General features: G+C 39.5%; 19 protein-coding genes. 14 read left to right on the top strand and 5 right to left on the bottom strand.

Annotated features, from left to right (window positions below; all coding sequences use genetic code 11):
• Window positions 1-424 precede the first annotated feature (424 nt).
• Window positions 425-1,042: a Uma2 family endonuclease gene (locus RMY00_RS24440; RefSeq protein WP_322650025.1), complete on the top strand. Its 618-nt coding sequence runs from the start codon at window positions 425-427 to the stop codon at window positions 1,040-1,042.
• A 106-nt stretch (window positions 1,043-1,148) separates the two neighbouring features.
• On the opposite strand, the gene RMY00_RS24435 is transcribed toward RMY00_RS24440, so the two are convergent.
• Window positions 1,149-1,610: a GNAT family N-acetyltransferase gene (locus RMY00_RS24435; RefSeq protein WP_322650024.1), complete on the bottom strand. Its 462-nt coding sequence runs from the start codon at window positions 1,608-1,610 to the stop codon at window positions 1,149-1,151.
• Window positions 1,611-1,824: 214 nt separating this feature from the next.
• Entirely contained in the window at window positions 1,825-2,178 is a 354-nt protein-coding gene (locus RMY00_RS24430; RefSeq protein ID WP_322650023.1) for a helix-turn-helix domain-containing protein, read from the bottom strand.
• Window positions 2,179-2,297: 119 nt separating this feature from the next.
• Here RMY00_RS24430 and RMY00_RS24425 point away from each other — a divergent pair, with 119 nt between their 5' ends.
• The 3 genes from RMY00_RS24425 (at window position 2,298) to RMY00_RS24415 (ending at window position 4,308) form a co-directional block, all read left to right on the top strand.
• Window positions 2,298-2,915 carry an isochorismatase family protein gene (locus RMY00_RS24425; RefSeq protein ID WP_322650022.1) on the top strand — a complete coding sequence of 206 codons (618 nt, stop codon included), beginning with the start codon at window positions 2,298-2,300 and terminating at the stop codon, window positions 2,913-2,915.
• Window positions 2,916-3,262: 347 nt separating this feature from the next.
• On the top strand, window positions 3,263-3,757 hold the full coding sequence (locus RMY00_RS24420; RefSeq protein ID WP_322650021.1) for a hypothetical protein: 495 nt from the start codon (window positions 3,263-3,265) through the stop codon (window positions 3,755-3,757).
• A 224-nt stretch (window positions 3,758-3,981) separates the two neighbouring features.
• Window positions 3,982-4,308: a DUF6464 family protein gene (locus RMY00_RS24415; protein WP_322650020.1), complete on the top strand. Its 327-nt coding sequence runs from the start codon at window positions 3,982-3,984 to the stop codon at window positions 4,306-4,308.
• 145 nt (window positions 4,309-4,453) lie between these two features.
• On the opposite strand, the gene RMY00_RS24410 is transcribed toward RMY00_RS24415, so the two are convergent.
• Window positions 4,454-5,470: a hypothetical protein gene (locus RMY00_RS24410; protein ID WP_322650019.1), complete on the bottom strand. Its 1,017-nt coding sequence runs from the start codon at window positions 5,468-5,470 to the stop codon at window positions 4,454-4,456.
• A 660-nt stretch (window positions 5,471-6,130) separates the two neighbouring features.
• Here RMY00_RS24410 and RMY00_RS24405 point away from each other — a divergent pair.
• From RMY00_RS24405 to RMY00_RS24385, 5 genes are read left to right on the top strand one after another with little or no spacing between them, the layout of a single operon-like run.
• Window positions 6,131-7,378 (top strand): ABC transporter substrate-binding protein, encoded by a 1,248-nt coding sequence (locus tag RMY00_RS24405; protein ID WP_322650018.1) that lies wholly within the window; start codon window positions 6,131-6,133, stop codon window positions 7,376-7,378.
• A gap of 7 nt (window positions 7,379-7,385) precedes the next feature.
• Window positions 7,386-8,336 (top strand): branched-chain amino acid ABC transporter permease, encoded by a 951-nt coding sequence (locus tag RMY00_RS24400; protein ID WP_322650017.1) that lies wholly within the window; start codon window positions 7,386-7,388, stop codon window positions 8,334-8,336.
• A gap of 14 nt (window positions 8,337-8,350) precedes the next feature.
• On the top strand, window positions 8,351-9,118 hold the full coding sequence (locus RMY00_RS24395) for a Uma2 family endonuclease (protein WP_322650016.1): 768 nt from the start codon (window positions 8,351-8,353) through the stop codon (window positions 9,116-9,118).
• 49 nt (window positions 9,119-9,167) lie between these two features.
• Window positions 9,168-10,124 (top strand): branched-chain amino acid ABC transporter permease, encoded by a 957-nt coding sequence (locus RMY00_RS24390; protein WP_322650015.1) that lies wholly within the window; start codon window positions 9,168-9,170, stop codon window positions 10,122-10,124.
• Between the two features lie 54 nt (window positions 10,125-10,178).
• Window positions 10,179-10,970 (top strand): ABC transporter ATP-binding protein, encoded by a 792-nt coding sequence (locus tag RMY00_RS24385; RefSeq protein ID WP_322650014.1) that lies wholly within the window; start codon window positions 10,179-10,181, stop codon window positions 10,968-10,970.
• Window positions 10,971-10,985: 15 nt separating this feature from the next.
• Here RMY00_RS24385 and RMY00_RS24380 read toward each other — a convergent pair whose 3' ends face one another.
• Window positions 10,986-11,867, bottom strand: a complete 882-nt coding sequence (locus tag RMY00_RS24380; protein WP_322650013.1) for an Rpn family recombination-promoting nuclease/putative transposase — start codon at window positions 11,865-11,867, stop codon at window positions 10,986-10,988.
• A gap of 59 nt (window positions 11,868-11,926) precedes the next feature.
• On the bottom strand, window positions 11,927-12,766 hold the full coding sequence (locus RMY00_RS24375; protein WP_322650012.1) for an Rpn family recombination-promoting nuclease/putative transposase: 840 nt from the start codon (window positions 12,764-12,766) through the stop codon (window positions 11,927-11,929).
• A gap of 160 nt (window positions 12,767-12,926) precedes the next feature.
• Between RMY00_RS24375 and RMY00_RS24370 the strand changes: the two genes are divergently transcribed.
• The 5 genes from RMY00_RS24370 to RMY00_RS24350 all read left to right on the top strand — a co-directional run bounded on the left by RMY00_RS24370 (window position 12,927) and on the right by RMY00_RS24350 (window position 16,939).
• Window positions 12,927-13,658 (top strand): ABC transporter ATP-binding protein, encoded by a 732-nt coding sequence (locus tag RMY00_RS24370; RefSeq protein ID WP_322650011.1) that lies wholly within the window; start codon window positions 12,927-12,929, stop codon window positions 13,656-13,658.
• A gap of 33 nt (window positions 13,659-13,691) precedes the next feature.
• Window positions 13,692-14,255 carry a Uma2 family endonuclease gene (locus RMY00_RS24365; protein WP_322650010.1) on the top strand — a complete coding sequence of 188 codons (564 nt, stop codon included), beginning with the start codon at window positions 13,692-13,694 and terminating at the stop codon, window positions 14,253-14,255.
• 217 nt (window positions 14,256-14,472) lie between these two features.
• Window positions 14,473-15,120 (top strand): histidine phosphatase family protein, encoded by a 648-nt coding sequence (locus tag RMY00_RS24360; protein ID WP_322650009.1) that lies wholly within the window; start codon window positions 14,473-14,475, stop codon window positions 15,118-15,120.
• An 85-nt stretch (window positions 15,121-15,205) separates the two neighbouring features.
• Window positions 15,206-16,231 (top strand): glucokinase, encoded by a 1,026-nt coding sequence (locus tag RMY00_RS24355; RefSeq protein WP_322650008.1) that lies wholly within the window; start codon window positions 15,206-15,208, stop codon window positions 16,229-16,231.
• A 45-nt stretch (window positions 16,232-16,276) separates the two neighbouring features.
• Entirely contained in the window at window positions 16,277-16,939 is a 663-nt protein-coding gene (locus RMY00_RS24350; protein ID WP_322650007.1) for a hypothetical protein, read from the top strand.
• Window positions 16,940-17,169: the final 230 nt, after the last annotated feature.

The raw sequence follows: 17,169 nt of genomic DNA, 5'->3' as shown, positions 1-17,169 counted from the left end.
AATCTGATTTGATTTTTGAGCTTCTTTGCCTGGTGCGCGTTCGCAAAGTGTCTTGCACGGAAGCGCAGCGCAAGTGTCAACTTAAGCCCAAGCGAATGAAATTGCCTGCTGCACACTGCATAAACGCATCTACATAGGCAAAGTTTGCCCTCCCTGCGGGTAGGTGAGAGGCAATTTTATTGTTTTGGCTAAAATCACGACATTCATAACCCAATACAGTTCAGTTAAGCATTTCTTTCTTCTCTCTGCGTTCTTGGCGTCCTTGGCGGTTCGTTAAAAAAATTGAGTTTGACAAAGAGTTTTAGCCTTAACTGAACCGTATTGATTCATAACCAACATCACGATATTCCTTATCACCGCGAGAAAATAGACGGCGGGGTTTTCCATTGGTAATGGTAAAGTCAAAACAAGCGGAGGTTTTGATATGGCTCAAGCTTTACCCAAACTATTGACTTTTGAAGAATTTATTGCGTGGCTGCCGGAAAACACCGGAAAACGGTACGAATTACACGATGGGATAATTGTAGAAATGTCTCAACCGAGTGGAAAGCATGAAAAAGTTACGGAATTTTTAGCAGGAGAAATTACCGTTGAATATAAGCGCTTGAAACTACCATACTTTATCCCCAAAACAGCTTTAGTAAAACCACGGAGAAAATCATCAGGTTACTTGCCAGATATCGTATTAATCAACGATGCTAATTTGCCAAATGAAGAATTGTGGGAAAAAGAATCTACTGTGACTCAAAGTGAATCCATTCCTTTGATCGTCGAGGTTGTAAGTACAAACTGGGAAGATGATTATTATACCAAATTAGGGAATTACGAAGCAATGAAAATTCCTGAATATTGGATAGTTGATTATGCAGCCTTAGGAGCCAGAAAGTTTATTGGTAATCCCAAACAACCAACCATTTCTATTTATCATTTAGTTGAAGAAGAATATCAAGTTGCTCAATTTAGGAATTCGGAACGTATTATATCCCCTACTTTTCCAGATTTCAACTTGACTGCTAATCAGATTTTAAATGGTGCTTTTTAGAGCATTTTTTATCTATACTTTTTCTTTCTCTTTTTCCCAAAACCCGACAAGTATTGGATGGAATGTCTTTTATCTCAAAGTCCTTAAACCGAATTCAGGTTAATTATTAAATTGATTTTTCCATAATAAAATTTATTAGTTTTTGCCCTCTACGTTCTACTTCTTGCTGTTTCATAACAATAAAATGATGTCTTTCAAAAAAAGGTTTGGCTGTAATACTAACTTCTACAAATAACTTTTCAATTCCCAAAGACTTTGCTTTTGATTCAAGCTGTTCTAAGATTTTCTTACCAATCCCTTTTCTTTGAAAATCTTTATGACAGTAAAAACGGTCAATATGTCCATTAGCCTCTAATTCCCCAAAACCAATAATTTTACCTTGTTCTTCTGCTACATAAGTAAACTTACTTCCTAAACCTTTAATCCATACGTCAATATCCATATTTGCTGGTGCCCAAGCATCAACCTGTTCTTGTGTATAATCGTGAATATTCACTTCATGAATAGTGTCGTAGAACAATTTCATAATTTCTTCGGTATCAGCTATTTCGTATATTCTTAATTTCATAAATAAGATAATTAATCACAAATAACTATATTAAAAATATTATCATCCCTGGCGGATCTAAATTAGCTTACGAGTACAATGATTTTCGGATATATAACAGAATATAAAGAGAAATCTACAAATAAAATAATCAAGAGTTTCTTAATTGTGAAAGCTTTTCCAAAAGTGTTTGAGAAATCGAACAATAATAATTAATCTGTCTATATGATTGTTTTTACTTTTTATTTTCTCTGGCAGTTTCTACTTCATGAAAGTGATTTATTGACCACTGGCATAATAGCCGAAGTGGTTCAACCAACGTTTCTCCCAACGATGTCAAGGAATACTCTACTGTGGGAGGATTAGTAGGATAAACTTTACGCTTCACAAGACCATCTCTCTCCAAATCACGCAGAGTACGGGTTAGCATTCGTTGTGAAACGTTTCCAATTTCTCTATGCAACTCACCATAGCGTTTCGTACCTTGGGATAAAACGTAGATGATTGCCGTAACCCATTTGTTAGAAACTAGTTCAAGTGTCTGCCGTAAATAAGGATGTGAGTTGAGGATTTGAGGTGATTGAGCCATGTTTAGGATAGATGCTACGTACACTTGTGTTCCTACTTGTGCAATGCTTGATGTTCGTTTCAGAATGAAGTCTAGAGATTTCTGAGATTATATCAACGGTCAACTAGGAAAACAGCACAATGAAATTTTCTGACTTCACTCAAGAAAACTCGGCTATGCTTCTGATTGATCATCAAGTTGGCACTATGAAGCTGATCAAGAACTTGCCTCTGACTGAGGTAGAGAAGAATACTCTTGCACTTGCAAAAGTAGCAAAGGTACTTAAGATACCTGTGGTTTTGACAAGTAGCCAAGAAGATCGATTTCAAGGTTTGCTGATGACTGCTTTAGCACAAAGCCTACCTGAAGCTTACGAGTTAAGAATCAAGCGTGCAGGCATTGTAAATGCTTGGGACGATAAGAACTTTGTTCAAGCAGTCAAAGATACAAATCGTAGTAATTTAATTATGGCTGGCGTAACTACGGACGTTTGCTTAGTTTATCCGGCTATCAGCGCAGTGCGCGAGGGCTACAGTGTTCAAGCAGTTATGGATGCTTCTGGTTCACCATTCTATCTCTCTGAAGATTTAGCACGGCAACGGATGCGTGATTCTGGAGTTGTGCTAACTGCTACAATCACTTTGATTGCTGAGTTGGTTAAGGATTGGAGCCGTCCCGAAGGTGTCGAGTTACAACAATTATTGTTTAATGATGTGCTACCCCCTGAGTTTATTGAAGGCACTAGCACTCCATATTAAGGGACTTCCAAAAAATAATTATCCCAAATTAATTTGTCCGTCTGTACGGTAGCACAGGTGTGCTACCTTGCGATGGGATTTTTTTTTACTAGAAATTCTTTAATACTTAGTCAGAAGCAAGCAAAGCGCGGCAATCCTCAATACTGCTCGGGTTTTGGATTTTCAACTCGGAATTGGGTTTGGGGAAAAGGTTAAAGGTTTTTTCTTTCCCCTTAACCGACAAGTATTGCGGCAATTCTAAACCTTTGCGATTGCTTCTCTTTTTAGGTATCACACTTAATATAGTACAAATATACTAATTAGCTGCTAAAATGCTTTAAAAGTCAGCTAGCCTTGCTTGAGGTAGTATGAAAAAAATCCAAGATACGGACAAAAAGCCCATTTTGCTGTTCCAGCCTACATCTGTAATTACTCCTATATTGCCACTGCAACCCCAAGAAAAAAAAATCATCAGTGAACGGGAGCGTTTTATAACCCAAGTCGAACGTATCAATCAGATGGCACAAGAGTTAGAAGCAGCGATATTAGAGTTGAAAGCGATCGCTAACACATTGAATACTCAAAAACGTTGCCCACTCTTGATAAAGGAGCTATGCAAGAATATTTGTCAGTATTTCGCAGTTAGCGTCCCTTGGGTGAAACGAAAGTCTAACAAATCATTTATTTTGACAACGCGAAAAGTTGATTTACTCCAAAATGAAAGGGAAGCCGCACTGCTAGCACAGCAACTTCGTCAGCAAACCAAAAAAAGATTAGCATCGCAGCGACACAGAAAAAACAAGAACGGGGCTAAACCTGACATAAAACACTTCTTCAAAAAGGTATTAGTCAACAAATCTTAAAATTATCAACATTCAACGGCAGATCACCTCTGAGGTTTTAACAGTTATGCTGATTGAAGTGGCAGAAGGAAATTTTTCCTCAAAATTACTCACCACATTACCATTGCTAATTGCTACAAACTGTGGTAGGAAGTAGGCAAGCCTGCCCTAATATTTGCACTTCCGTAAAACCAGAGTGCAACATCAGGGACAATCAATCAGCGCACAGAAGAGGTAAAAAGAAGGTGTTAAAGACACTTTTAGTGATTGCCGTTGGTTTTTTACCGTCCCTGATTTCTTTGTGGGCGATCCGCAAAACCCATGCGCGATCGCGCTTACGAATGAGGCAAGCAGCCATGAATTTTCCACCGATGCAGGGACGACAAAACATCAGACCTGTAGAAGGCGATCGCTATTATTTAGAAGGGGTGGGTTATCTGATTGGCGATATCAGCTGCAAATTTAATGCCCGATCTGGCTACATGCGTTGTGCTGTCAATCCCCAAGGCCCATGTAATGGTTGTCGTCACTACGAACCTAAGGAATTAGCTGGTAGCGAAAAAAGGGCTTGATAAATTTTACCTGCCTAATACTCAAAAAATCTTAAATTACTGAAGAAGGGGAAGGGCATAACTGGAGAGAGCAATTTATCAAAGTGTTCGTTAACTGATGTCCTAAACTAAGCCTACCCTTTACCCTAGAGAAAAACTTCTGTAACTATGGGCCAGCATTAATATAAAGTGCATTATCAGTTCCTAGACCAGCACAGATCGCCTGATTTGAACCTAAGCGAGTACAACTAGGATTTGAGGAGTATACACCTCCCAGATATTGAGGTCCACTCCACGAACTGCCATTAAACCGATTCACATAAAGTGCACGATCAGTTCCTAGACCAGCACAGAGCGCCTGATTTATACCTAAGGAAGTACAACTAGGATCTGAAGAGTATACACCTCCCTGATATTGAGGTCCACTCCACGAACTACCATTAAACCGATTCACATAAAGTGCATTATCGGTTCCTAGACCGGCACAGATTGCCTGATTTGAACCTAAGCGAGTACAACTAGGATTTGAGGAGTATACACCTCCCTGATATTGAGGTCCACTCCATGAACTACCATTAAACCGATTCACATAAAGTGCATTATCGGTTCCTAGACCAGCACATATCGCCTGATTTATACCTAATGAAGTACAACTAGGATCTGAAGAGTATACACCTCCCAGATATTGAGGTCCACTCCACGAACTGCCATTAAACCGATTCACATAAAGTGCATTATCAGTTCCTAGACCGGCACAGATCGCCTGATTTGAACCTAAGCGAGTACAACTAGGATTTGAGGAGTATACACCTCCCAGATATTGAGGTCCACTCCACGAACTACCATTAAACCGATTCACATAAAGTGCATTATCGGTTCCTAGACCAGCACATATCGCCTGATTTATACCTAATGAAGTACAACTAGGATCTGAAGAGTATACACCTCCCAGATATTGAGGTCCACTCCACGAACTGCCATTAAACCGATTCACATAAAGTGCACGATCAGTTCCTAGACCAGCACAGATCGCCTGATTTATACCTAAAGAAGTGCAACTAGGATCTGAGGAGTATACACCTCCCAGATATTGAGGTCCACTCCAAGCTGCAAGAACTGGTTGGCTTACCAGAGATAAAATTACCGATGTTGTGCCTGCTAAAATTGTAAATTTCTTTTTCATAAAATCTAATGTTTTCCTCCTTAATACTGCTCTTGTGTTTGTTGGAAAGATTTAGACAGATGTAAAGTTTTAATTCCTGAATTTTTATTTCAGTTTGGCTGGTATTGTACGATGAAACCACGTACCTATTTCTGATTCAGTTTCAATTCTAAAAGTTACAGAAATCAGTTACAATCCTTTACATAGCCACTTCAAACTCAGAACATTTGTGGGATAGAATTGCTCTTATCAGCCGTTAGATTAAGAGATAATTTATAAAGTAAACCTTAAATTGTAGGGTGCGTTATAACGCTTAACGCACCGAAATACATGGTGTGTTACGGCTAATCTGTACTCTTTCAAAGTCCCAAATTTTTGCATAGCCGTAACACACCCTACTTTAATACTTACTTTATAAATAGACTCTTAAGTTTGACTCGAACATCTGACACCTGAGGGCGCTGACGCTTAACGATTCCCAAGTTTGACCTGGGAATGATAAAATCATGGCTAATTATAATTTGTATTTACAAACACTTTGAATATTTGTGTTCGCATGGTCAAATAAGAATGATTTAATATAATTCGTGCAAAAGTGGAAATCTGCGTCATTTCTTTGCAGATGATGAAAATTACTATAAGCTTTTGCCGAATATCTAATAACTACATGATTCTCTAACGATGAACAACGCGATCGCTCAGACAACAGCATTATTATCAACTTGCGCTTTACTACTAACAGGCTGTGGTGGTGGCGGTGGCTCTGTGGCAAATTCTCCAGATAGTACTACAAATAACACTACAACTAACACCGCCCAGACTACGACTACATCGGGTGCTATTCCCATCGGTATTGCCTTAGCACAAACTAGCAACGTAGCATTACTTGGTCAAGAGGGATTTGTGGGAGCCAGAATTGCCGAGAAGTATTTCAACAGTAAAGGCGGTATTAATGGCACTCCGATTAAATTGGTAACTCAAGATACTAGCGGTGATGAAGCTGGAGCAATTAACGCTTTTCAAACTTTAATTAACAAAGATAAAGTTGTCGGTATTGTTGGGCCTACTTTATCACAGCAAGCTTTTAGTGCTGACCCCATCGCCGAACGTGCTAAAGTCCCAGTTATTGGTGCATCAAATACCGCAAAAGGAATTCCAGAAATCGGTGATTATGTAGCCCGTGTATCTGCCCCCGTCTCTATAGTTGCTCCTAATTCGCTGAAAGCTGCACTCAAGCAGAATCCTCAAATTAAAAAAGTCGCAGTTTTTTACGCCCAAAATGATGCATTTAATAAATCGGAAACGGAGATTTTTCAAAAAGCAGTAAAAGAACAAGGACTAGAATTAGTAACAGTTCAAAAGTTCCAAACTACTGATACAGACTTCCAAGCCCAAGCTACCAATGCAATTAACTTAAAACCAGATTTGGTAATTATTTCGGGATTAGCTGCTGATGGTGGTAACTTAGTGCGACAACTGCGAGAACTGGGTTATAAAGGCATAATTATTGGTGGTAATGGTCTAAATACACCAAATGTTTTATCAGTGTGTAAAGCACTTTGCGATGGTGTGCTGATTGCCCAAGCTTACAGTCCTGAATATCCTGGTGAGATTAATAAGGTATTTCGCCAAACCTATATTGAGCAATATAAGAAAGAACCAGCCCAATTTACTGGTCAATCTTTTGCTGCGGTGCAGGTATATGTTGAAGCTCTGAGAGCGTTGGATAAGAAAACCAAAATCAGCACATTACCTCTTGATAAACTGCGGACAGAATTGAACAAGGAAATACTAGCTGGAAAGTATGATACTCCTTTAGGTGAAATTGCTTTTACACCAGTCGGTGATGTAATTCAAAAAGAATTTTACGTCGCCCAAATTAAGATGGATAAAGATGGAAACACTGGAAAATTCGTATTTATAAAATAGTTGCACTATGGATATAACTCTATTTCTGCAACAATTTTTGAACGGATTATCTATCGGTAGTATCTATGCAATTTTTGCATTGGGATATACCTTAGTTTATTCTATTTTGGGCATCATTAATTTAGCTCATGGCGCGATTTTTACCTTGGGTGCATATTTCACTTATGCACTCATAGGTGGTAACTTTGGGTTTAACGGCTTACTAGCTAATGCAGCCTTGCCGATAAAATTACCATTTGCTATAGCTTTGATTTTAGCAAGTACCTTGGCAGGATTAGTAGGGGTAGTGATGGAACGGGTGGCTTTTCAACCTTTGCGCCGTCAGGGATCTGATCCCTTGCTAACTGTTGTTTCTAGCTTGGGGGTAGGAGTAGTAATTGTAAATTTAATTCAGTATTTAGTAGGCGCGGAAAGTTACACATACCCCGCAAATACTTACGGTAATTTGCCACCTGCGATTAATTTTGGTACTCCAGAAAATCCAATTCCGATTCGCAGCGTTCAAGTGGTAATTTTTGCTGTATCAGTTGTAATTGTGGCAATTCTTACCTATTTTATTAATCGAACTAAATATGGTAAGGCAATGCAAGCGATCGCAGAAGATCCAACTACAGCTAGTTTGTTAGGAATTAATAGCGATCGCTTTATCATCCTAACATTCTTCATCAGCAGTTTTTTAGCAGGATTGGCAGGAACTCTAGTTGCTTCTAGTGTTAGTATTGCAGGGCCATATTTCGGCATTGCTTTTGGTTTGCGCGGTTTAGCGGTAATTGTCTTAGGTGGTTTAGGTAGTATTCCCGGTGCAGTGGTGGGAGGCTTAGTAATTGGATTAGTCGAGGCGTTTGTTCCTTCGGAATTCTCTGGATATAAAGACGCAGTAGCATTTGGAATTTTGTTTATTATGCTATTAGTTAGACCCCAAGGTTTGCTAGGGCGGCGGTTTATTCAAAAAGTTTAAATAGACGTAGCACGATGAAAACATACACCAGACAAAAACTAACTTTTGAGCAATTTTTAGAACAGTGTCCAGAAGAAGGTTTATATGAACTTGTAGATAGAGAAATTGTACCCGCATTTCTCACAAGCTTGAGGGGATATTGGGCAGAGGGGCAGAGGGGCAGAGGTGCAGAGGGGAAAGAACAAGGCACATTGAACTCTCCTCTGCTCCCCTGCTCCCCTGCTCCCCTGCTCAAGCGCAGACTTATTCGAGATGTGGTGAGAAATCCGGGTGTAGAGGTGCGTGCAACTAGAAATCATGATGATGTCGCCAATTTTATATTGTTTGGTTTCAATGATGAAATTAGGCGACTAAACTTAAATTATGTAGTTAATAATACAGCAGTCTTTAAAACTATAACTGCTAATGAAGTAGAACAAGGGCGTAAGCTTGATGTAAGTGTCATAGATAAAGATACATGGCGCTCAAATCGTTCTGCTTACTCTGCACTTGAAGAACCTATCCAGTTAGCTGTAGAAGTAACATCAACCAATTGGGAAGATGACTACATTGATAAATTGGATGAGTATCAACGTTTAGGTATTACAGAATATTGGATTGTAGATTATTTGGCAATTGGGCTAAGAGAATATTTGGGAAATCCAAAAGTTCCGGCTGTATTTGTTTTTCTATTAGATGCTGAGGGAAAATATCAACGGACACTTTTTAGAGGTTCAGAACGAATTGTATCACGAACTTTTCCCGAACTGGCGCTGACAGCAGATCAAATATTAACAGCTTAATAGGTTATAAAAGCGATAGTTTAATTAAGCTTAATCAAAATTTTTTAAAATGGCTGATTTTTTCGCTACTTATGGTTCTCTAATTGTCTCTATGGTATTGGGGGCGCTAATAGGATTATCGCTTTACTTACCGCTAATGACAGGACAATTGTCTTTAGCTAGTCCAGGGTTTTATGCTTTAGGTGGGTATATTGCAGCAATTTTATCCACAAAGGTTTTTACATCTAGCAGTAGTTTATTTCCCATTCCATTATTGTTATTGGAGATGTTAATTGCTGGTGTAATTTGTGGTTTTTTGGGTGTAATAGTAGGAATTCCAGCGTTGAGATTGCGAGGAATTTATTTAGCGATCGCTACTATCGCTTTTGTAGAAGTTCTGCGCGTTATCTCTCTCAATCTAGATATTACAGGCGGTGCTGTGGGAATTTTTGGCATTCCTCAACCTTTCCAAACACCAATTGAATATTTATGGATTGCTTTGCCCTTACTATTAATTAGTATGGTGCTGTTTTATCGTTTAGAACGCATCCGTGTAGGAAGAGCTTTTATTGCTATCCGCGAAGATGAATTAGCTGCGGGTGCAATGGGAATTGATCCTACTTATTACAAAGTTTTGGCGTTTACACTAGGGGCTATACTTGCAGGAGTTGTAGGTGCAATTAGCGCCCACTTCCTTAATACCTGGAATGCTCGTCAAGGTACTTTTGATTCTAGTATTATATATTTAACTTTTGTTTTGATTGGTGGTTCAAGAACTTTTTTAGGTTCGGTAGTTGGAGGTATGGTATTTACAGCCTTACCAGAGATTCTGCGAAGTTTAGCTGATACTGCTGGTTTACCTAATTGGCTAGCACAATTTTTGCGCGATGGGAGATTAATTATTTTTGGTTTTTTAATAGTAGTAGGTACAATATTTTTCCCGCAAGGGCTAATTACTCCAGATATTTTTCAAAAACGGAAAATCATGAATAAACGAACTGCGAAAGACGCAAAGGGCGCGAAGTAAGAAAAGTTTTAGAGAGTTATTGCTTCAGTTTTATATTCATAATAATATGCAAAAATGTCACATAGTATTCCAGAAGCTAACAGCAGTATTGTCTTAGAAGCAATAGCATTGACTCGCCGTTTTGGTGGTTTAGTGGCGGTAAATAATGTATCTTTTAGTGTAAATAAACATGAGATTTTTGGATTGATTGGCCCTAATGGTGCTGGCAAAACAACACTGTTTAATTTGATTACTGCTTTCATTCCCCCTTCTGGCGGGAAATTAATTTATCAAGGTGCAGAAATTTCCCAACTGCGTCCTCATCAAATTGCTGCTTTAGGTATCGCCCGTACCTTTCAAAATATCCGTTTATTTGGGGAATTATCGGCGTTAGAAAATGTGATAATTGCCCGGCATTTACACACTAAAAGTAATATGATTACAGGAGTTTTGGGATTACCACCAGCACCTAGAGAAGAACTTAAAACTAAGCAGAAAGCTTTAGATTTATTGGATTTGGTAGGATTAAGCGATCGCGCCCATGAAAAAGCCAAAAACTTCGCCTACGGTGATCAACGTCGCTTAGAAATTGCCCGCGCTTTAGCATTACAACCCCAAGTCTTACTTCTCGATGAACCTGCGGCGGGGATGAACCCCAACGAAAAACAGCAACTCAGTGAATTTATCCGTAGCCTGCGCGATCGCTTCAATTTAACGATCATCCTTATAGAACACCATGTACCCTTAGTTATGGGTTTGTGCGATCGCATTGCAGTATTAGATTTTGGGCAATTGATTGCATTGGGTGAACCATCTGTAGTTAGAAACGATCCGGCTGTAATTGAAGCTTATTTGGGAAATGAATGATAACTAACTTGAGAATTACAAAATCTGTTGCAATTCCTCAATAGTATTTGCAGTTACAATATTCCGTAAAATTGTTTTCAAACGCTCTAAATCTTGAATCTGGTTAATTTGTGGCATCAAATTTAAGCCGCGATCGCTGAATTTCAACTCTAAATTAATTTCAATCGCAGAAAGTATTCCTCGCAGTTCCCCGCTTACTTCCCCGCTTGCTTTCCCTCGTGCTTCCCCGCGTGCTTCTCCTTCGCGTAAAATTTCTTGATACCAAGGTGATTCACGTAATACGGACATATCCCACCTCATGATTTCTTGAACGAGCGTATTCTCTAAAACAAACGTAGCAAAAAAAGCTAGAACTGTTTCCAGTTGGTTAAGTTGTTCATCAGCACGGAGAATTTGCAATGCTTCTCTAATAATAGATTCATTTTCACCACCTTTGAGAATGGGTACAAATGGCAGTAAGGATGGTAAGGGTTGTTGAAAAGCAATATTCACATCAATTTCCCACAGGTTAATTACCCGATAATCTTGTATTGCCCGTAATCCTGCAATATTTGATGTAAAGCTTGTGGGTATTTCGTTGTTACCAGTTTTAAGAATATTGATGAGAACAGGATATATTGGTAAGTTATATTTTTCTTCTGCTAATGCAGCATAAGCACGCATCCGACGCGGCATTTGGGATTGATAGCGTAATTGCAATTCGTTGAGAAGCAAAAATTCTCCATGTTGGGGACTACTGACACGGATTAAAACATCACTTTCCCGGCTAATCCACTGGAATTCACTATTTAGAATTTCCCCAGCAACAACATCAGGAATCTGGGTTACCCATCTTACCCAGTTATTGGGTGCGAGGCTGATTAATTTTTTAGTACTAACATCAGCAGGCTTCGTCATTAAGGTATAGATGCACTCAATAAGTGAGATTTATGGTAACTTGAAATTTTCTATGGAATTCATGTAGACAAACTTTGGATAAATTCATCTAAAGAATTCACTGCGATCGCGCTATCCATTAAGCTTTCTAATTGTTCCACACTCTCGCCCTCAAGCCTTATTTCCACTTCATGAGGAATTTCGCCAAAGCGTTGTTCCAATACTCGGATTAGCTGCCGTCGCGCACCCTGCTGAATACCTCTTTGCTCAATTTCCTGATACCAAGGCGATTCTCGCAATACTGCCATATCCCACCTCATGATTTGTTGCACTAAAGGCGTGTCTAACACAAAGCTAGCAAAAAATGCCAGCAATGATTCTAACTCGTTCAACTCTGCATCTGCTCTTAGCGCCTGTAATGCGCGTTGCACAACTGATACTTCTCCCCCTCCTCGCAGGATTGGCACGAAGGGTAGCAAGGATGGTAGTGATTGCTCAAATACTGTTTCAGCATCGATTTCCCACAAATTAATCACGCGATAATCTTGGATAGCACGTAATCCCAAAAATTCCTGCTCGTAACTATTGACAATAGTTAAGTTAGATGGTGGCGGTAAAATGTTGATTAGTACTGGGTAAGTTGGCAATTGATAGCGTTCTTGTGCCAAGGCAGCATAGGCTCTCATCCGTAGAGGCATCTGTGCCGTGTAACGCAACTGTAGTTCGTTAAGTACCAGAAAATCTCCATGAGTAGCACTGTATGCTTTCACCAACACATCTGTTTCGCGGCTAATCCAGTGAAACTCAGAGCCGAGAATTTCTTTCGCCACGACTTCAGGACGCTGAGTCACCCACTTTACCCATGCGTCGGGAGCTAAATTAATAAGTCGTTTGCTACCAATATCTGCTACTTTTGCCACAGGACGTTTGATATATTTATCAGTAATTAATGGTACATCATAAAGATTGCGGTATTATGGCGTTGGTTTGAAGTTGCAGCAATGTCTACGCACTGTTTTAAGAAATGTATGATTGATGTATCTTAGGTTTTGAATCAACATTTCTGGATGTAAACCGCCGATGAAAGCCGATAGTAAGCCAAACTATACAATTTTAGAAATTCAAGAACTTGATGTTAATTATGGCGGCATCCAAGCTCTAAAAAAGATTAATTTAATTATTCAAAAAGGCGAGGTAGTTACTCTAATTGGTGCTAATGGTGCTGGTAAAACTACTACACTCCGTGCCATATCTAAAGTAGTTAATCCTAAAAGTGGCGTAATTATCTATAATGGACATAATATTAACCGCCGCCAAACTCACGAAGTTGTCCAACTTGGTATCGCTCATTGTCCTGAAGGACGCAGAGTATTAGCGCGGCAAACAGTATTTGATAATTTGCTTTTAGGTGCTTATATTCGCTCCAATCAAGCTGAGGTAAAAGCAGATATCCAGCGTCAATTTGAGCTATTTCCACGCCTATCACAAAGACGCAATCAACTAGCAGGAACCCTCAGTGGTGGTGAACAACAAATGCTAGCGATCGCTCGTGCTGTCATGAGTAAACCACAGCTATTACTTTTAGACGAGCCTAGCTTAGGTTTAGCACCTGCGATCGTCCGGGAAATCTTCTCGATTATTGAAAATCTCCGGGCTACAGGCGTGACTATTTTGTTAGTTGAACAAAACGCGAATTTGGCTCTACAAATTGCCGATCGCGGCTATGTTTTGGAAGCTGGTTCTATAACTTTAACGGGTGCAGCATCAGAATTAATTAGTGATGAGCGAGTTAAAAAAGCTTATTTAGGATAATTCATTACATGAAAATTTGGAAGGTACAAGCACATGGTAAAATCAGCAACTAAACCCCTAACCTTAGAAGAATTTTTGAAACTACCAGAAACAAAGCCTAGCTCAGAATACATCAATGGTCAAATTATTCAAAAGCCCATGCCTCAAGGAAAACATAGTATTCTTCAGGGTGAATTAGTCAGTAATATCAATTCTGTAGCTAAACCTCAAAAAATTGCCCTTGCATTTCCAGAACTGCGGTGTACTTTTGGCGGACGTTCAATTGTACCTGATGTAGCTGTGTTTGCTTGGGAACGGATTCCCATAGATGAAGGTGGAGATGTAGCTAATGTCTTCAAGACTTATCCAGACTGGACAATTGAGATTCTGTCGCTAGATCAAAGCCAGACTAAAGTAACCGGAAATATTCTACATTGTTTAAAACATGGTAGTCGTTTAGGTTGGTTAATTGATCCAGGCGATCGCTCTGTTTTAATCTATCCACCAAAGCAGCAACCAGAACTTTTACAAGAAGACCAAGAAATATTACCAGTTCCCGATTTAGTTAATGATCTTCAGTTAACTGTAGGGCAATTATTTGGATGGTTGAAGTTGTAAGCAATTTCAGCAAATTACTATAGTCGATATTGCTTTAGACACTTGGCTAAAAAGGCTTTAAGTAAAACTACATTGATAGCATTTATAACTTTTCCTAATCATTATTATTATTAAATATTATTACGATTTTTGTCATATATTAATATTTGCAGCCCTCCTTGCAGATATCTATATATTTGTTTAGCGGCGAATTCTATTCACCGGAATAATTAAACCCATGAGTCAAATAGTTTGGATAGCAAGACACGCTAACCGCCTCGACTTCGTAAACCCTGATTGGTTCCTCACCGCCGAACGACGCTATGATCCGCCCTTGTCTGATGATGGTATGGTGCAGGCACAACAGTTAGCTAGACGATTGAAAGGAGAAAAGATTGGACATATTTTCGCTTCTCCTTTCCTGCGAACCGTACAAACGGCAAACGCAGTTGCAGAAATGCTCAACTTACCAATCAAACTCGAAACAGGCTTGAGTGAATGGCTAAATCCAGTTTGGATGACAGAAGAACCCGAAAGACTCTCAACTCCAGCATTAGCAAAGTTATTCCCTAGAATTGACACCAGTTACACTTCCCGCATCGCCGCCAAATATCCTGAAACTCACGAAAAAGTGCGAGAACGTTCTGGGCAAACTGCGAGATGTTTAGCTACTGAGTTCTTCCCAGAGGATATCCTACTAGTGGCACATGGTGCATCTGTGTTGGGCGGAGCAATGGGGTTAGTAGGCGAAATTGCTAAAACAGAAGTTAAAGCTTCTTTATGTTCCTTAGTAAAAGTGGTACGCGAAGATCCAGAATGGTTATTAGAACTAAAAGGAGATACTTCCCATTTAACCCACATAGAAGAAGTTATTCGATTTGCTTAAACTTCTGATAGAGATTTGCGTTCATGACTTCTGCTAGGTTGGGTATATCTTACAAAAAAAGTAATTTAATTCACCAATAAATTCTATGACTTTGTTACTAGCAGGAGACATCGGCGGTACGAAAACTATTCTGCAATTGGTTGAAACATCAGACTCATCAGCAATACATACTATTTATCAGGAAAGTTACCACAGTGCTGATTTTCCTGATTTAGTACCGATAGTGCAGCAGTTTTTGGTCAAAGCTAATACATCCATACCAGAAAAGGCTTGTTTTGCGATCGCAGGCCCCATTGTCAAAAATACTGCCAAACTCACCAATTTAGCCTGGTTCCTAGATACCGAACGTTTAGAAGAAGAATTGGGTATCCCGCATATTTCTTTAATTAACGACTTCGCCGCCGTTGGCTATGGCATTTCAGGTTTACAAAAAGAAGACTTGCTGACATTGCAAGCTGGCAAACCTCAACCCGAAACCCCTATTGGAATTATTGGTGCTGGTACTGGCTTAGGGCAAGGGTTTTTAATTAAGCAGGGAAACCACTATCAAGTTTTTCCCTCAGAAGGTGGACACGCTGACTTTGCCCCTCGAAACGAGATCGAGTTTCAATTGTTGAAATACCTGTTGGGTAAACATGATATCCAACGCGTTTCTGTAGAACGCGTGGTTTCTGGAATGGGAATTGTGGCAATTTACCAATTTCTGCGCGATCGCAAAATTGCCGCCGAATCACCAGATATTGCCCAAGTCGTTAGAACTTGGGAACAAGAAGCCGGACAAGAAGAGAAAAGTGTTGATCCTGGTGCTGTCATTGGTAAAGCTGCACTAGAAAAACGCGATCGCCTCTGTGAACAAACTTTGCAATTATTTGTAGAGGCTTACGGTGCAGAAGCTGGCAATCTTGCCCTGAAACTCCTACCTTATGGTGGTTTATATATTGCTGGTGGAATTGCGCCCAAAATCCTGCCCTTAATTCAAAACAACGATTTCTTATTAAATTTCACCCAAAAAGGCAGGATGCGCCGCCTCCTTGAAGAGATCCCCGTGTATATTATCCTCAACCCACAAGTGGGGCTAATAGGTGCTGCTTTATGTGCTGCTAGGTTATAACAGCTAGCATCATCAGTGAGATCGGCATCTCAAAAGGCAAAAAATATGACAATTAAAAGTCTGTTGCCACTAATCGCCGCCACACTCGTTTGTGGTGGCTCTGTTTTTGTGGAAGCACGTCAACCCAAACCTACCACGCCTGTTGTCAAACCAAAGGTTTCTCAACCCAAACCTCCGGCGACTGTTGTTAAACCAAAGGTTTCTCAACCCGTGCAGCCAAAATGGAAGTTATACACTGCACCAGATGGACGCTTTAGTATTTTGATGCCGGGAAACCCCAATAGAAATATTCAATACCAAAAAACTTACATGGGGGAAATTACCTTACAAATATTTGTCGCTCAACCACCAAAACAGCAAGTAGCTTATGTAGTTGCTTACAATGATTTTCCTTATAGTTATGGTCAAGTAACTGATCCCCAAGCTTTACTTAATAATGCACGAGATATGGCTTTAAAGACTACAAAAAGTAATTTAATTAGTCAAAGAAATATTCGTAGTTCTAATAATCATCCTGGTAAAGAAATTGAGTATATCAATTCTGGAGGGAAAATTACTAGAAGTAGAATGTATGTTGCCGAAGGAAGATTATATCAAGTAATGGCAATAACTACAAAAAAACAGCAAAAAACATTAGCTAAAACCATTACGGGATATTTAAATTCTTTCCATGTAGTTTTGAAAAAGCCACGCAATTTTGGATTTTAGATTTATTCTCACGTTTAAATTTCAGTTAAGCTTTTTTCTCTCCCCCTGCAACGCCAGCATCCCCTGCTCAAGAACAGCCTGCCTTAACGGATAAATTTCTTAACCCAAGCGTATTGCAATATAGGGGTCATCGTGCCAAAACGTTATATATACAGCGATTTCGAGGTGAATGAGGTACATCAAATATTAGTGCATCTTTTTTCTAAAACAATGCTAAATATCTGCACCAG

The sequence above is a fragment of the Nostoc sp. ChiVER01 genome, assembly GCF_034531155.1.
Lineage (GTDB): Bacteria > Cyanobacteriota > Cyanobacteriia > Cyanobacteriales > Nostocaceae > Nostoc.
This window is presented reverse-complemented; position numbering and strand designations above follow the sequence as displayed.

What these genes read in the sequence shown, in the direction of transcription:
- RMY00_RS24440 (WP_322650025.1), top strand. Translation starts at nt 425, where the DNA reads ATGGCTCAAGCTTTACCCAAACTATTGACTTTTGAAGAATTTATTGCG.
- RMY00_RS24435 (WP_322650024.1), bottom strand. Translation starts at nt 1,610, where the DNA reads ATGAAATTAAGAATATACGAAATAGCTGATACCGAAGAAATTATGAAA.
- RMY00_RS24430 (WP_322650023.1), bottom strand. Translation starts at nt 2,178, where the DNA reads ATGGCTCAATCACCTCAAATCCTCAACTCACATCCTTATTTACGGCAG.
- RMY00_RS24425 (WP_322650022.1), top strand. Translation starts at nt 2,298, where the DNA reads ATGAAATTTTCTGACTTCACTCAAGAAAACTCGGCTATGCTTCTGATT.
- RMY00_RS24420 (WP_322650021.1), top strand. Translation starts at nt 3,263, where the DNA reads ATGAAAAAAATCCAAGATACGGACAAAAAGCCCATTTTGCTGTTCCAG.
- RMY00_RS24410 (WP_322650019.1), bottom strand. Translation starts at nt 5,470, where the DNA reads ATGAAAAAGAAATTTACAATTTTAGCAGGCACAACATCGGTAATTTTA.
- RMY00_RS24405 (WP_322650018.1), top strand. Translation starts at nt 6,131, where the DNA reads ATGAACAACGCGATCGCTCAGACAACAGCATTATTATCAACTTGCGCT.
- RMY00_RS24400 (WP_322650017.1), top strand. Translation starts at nt 7,386, where the DNA reads ATGGATATAACTCTATTTCTGCAACAATTTTTGAACGGATTATCTATC.
- RMY00_RS24395 (WP_322650016.1), top strand. Translation starts at nt 8,351, where the DNA reads ATGAAAACATACACCAGACAAAAACTAACTTTTGAGCAATTTTTAGAA.
- RMY00_RS24390 (WP_322650015.1), top strand. Translation starts at nt 9,168, where the DNA reads ATGGCTGATTTTTTCGCTACTTATGGTTCTCTAATTGTCTCTATGGTA.
- RMY00_RS24385 (WP_322650014.1), top strand. Translation starts at nt 10,179, where the DNA reads ATGTCACATAGTATTCCAGAAGCTAACAGCAGTATTGTCTTAGAAGCA.
- RMY00_RS24380 (WP_322650013.1), bottom strand. Translation starts at nt 11,867, where the DNA reads ATGACGAAGCCTGCTGATGTTAGTACTAAAAAATTAATCAGCCTCGCA.
- RMY00_RS24370 (WP_322650011.1), top strand. Translation starts at nt 12,927, where the DNA reads ATGAAAGCCGATAGTAAGCCAAACTATACAATTTTAGAAATTCAAGAA.
- RMY00_RS24365 (WP_322650010.1), top strand. Translation starts at nt 13,692, where the DNA reads ATGGTAAAATCAGCAACTAAACCCCTAACCTTAGAAGAATTTTTGAAA.
- RMY00_RS24360 (WP_322650009.1), top strand. Translation starts at nt 14,473, where the DNA reads ATGAGTCAAATAGTTTGGATAGCAAGACACGCTAACCGCCTCGACTTC.
- RMY00_RS24355 (WP_322650008.1), top strand. Translation starts at nt 15,206, where the DNA reads ATGACTTTGTTACTAGCAGGAGACATCGGCGGTACGAAAACTATTCTG.
- RMY00_RS24350 (WP_322650007.1), top strand. Translation starts at nt 16,277, where the DNA reads ATGACAATTAAAAGTCTGTTGCCACTAATCGCCGCCACACTCGTTTGT.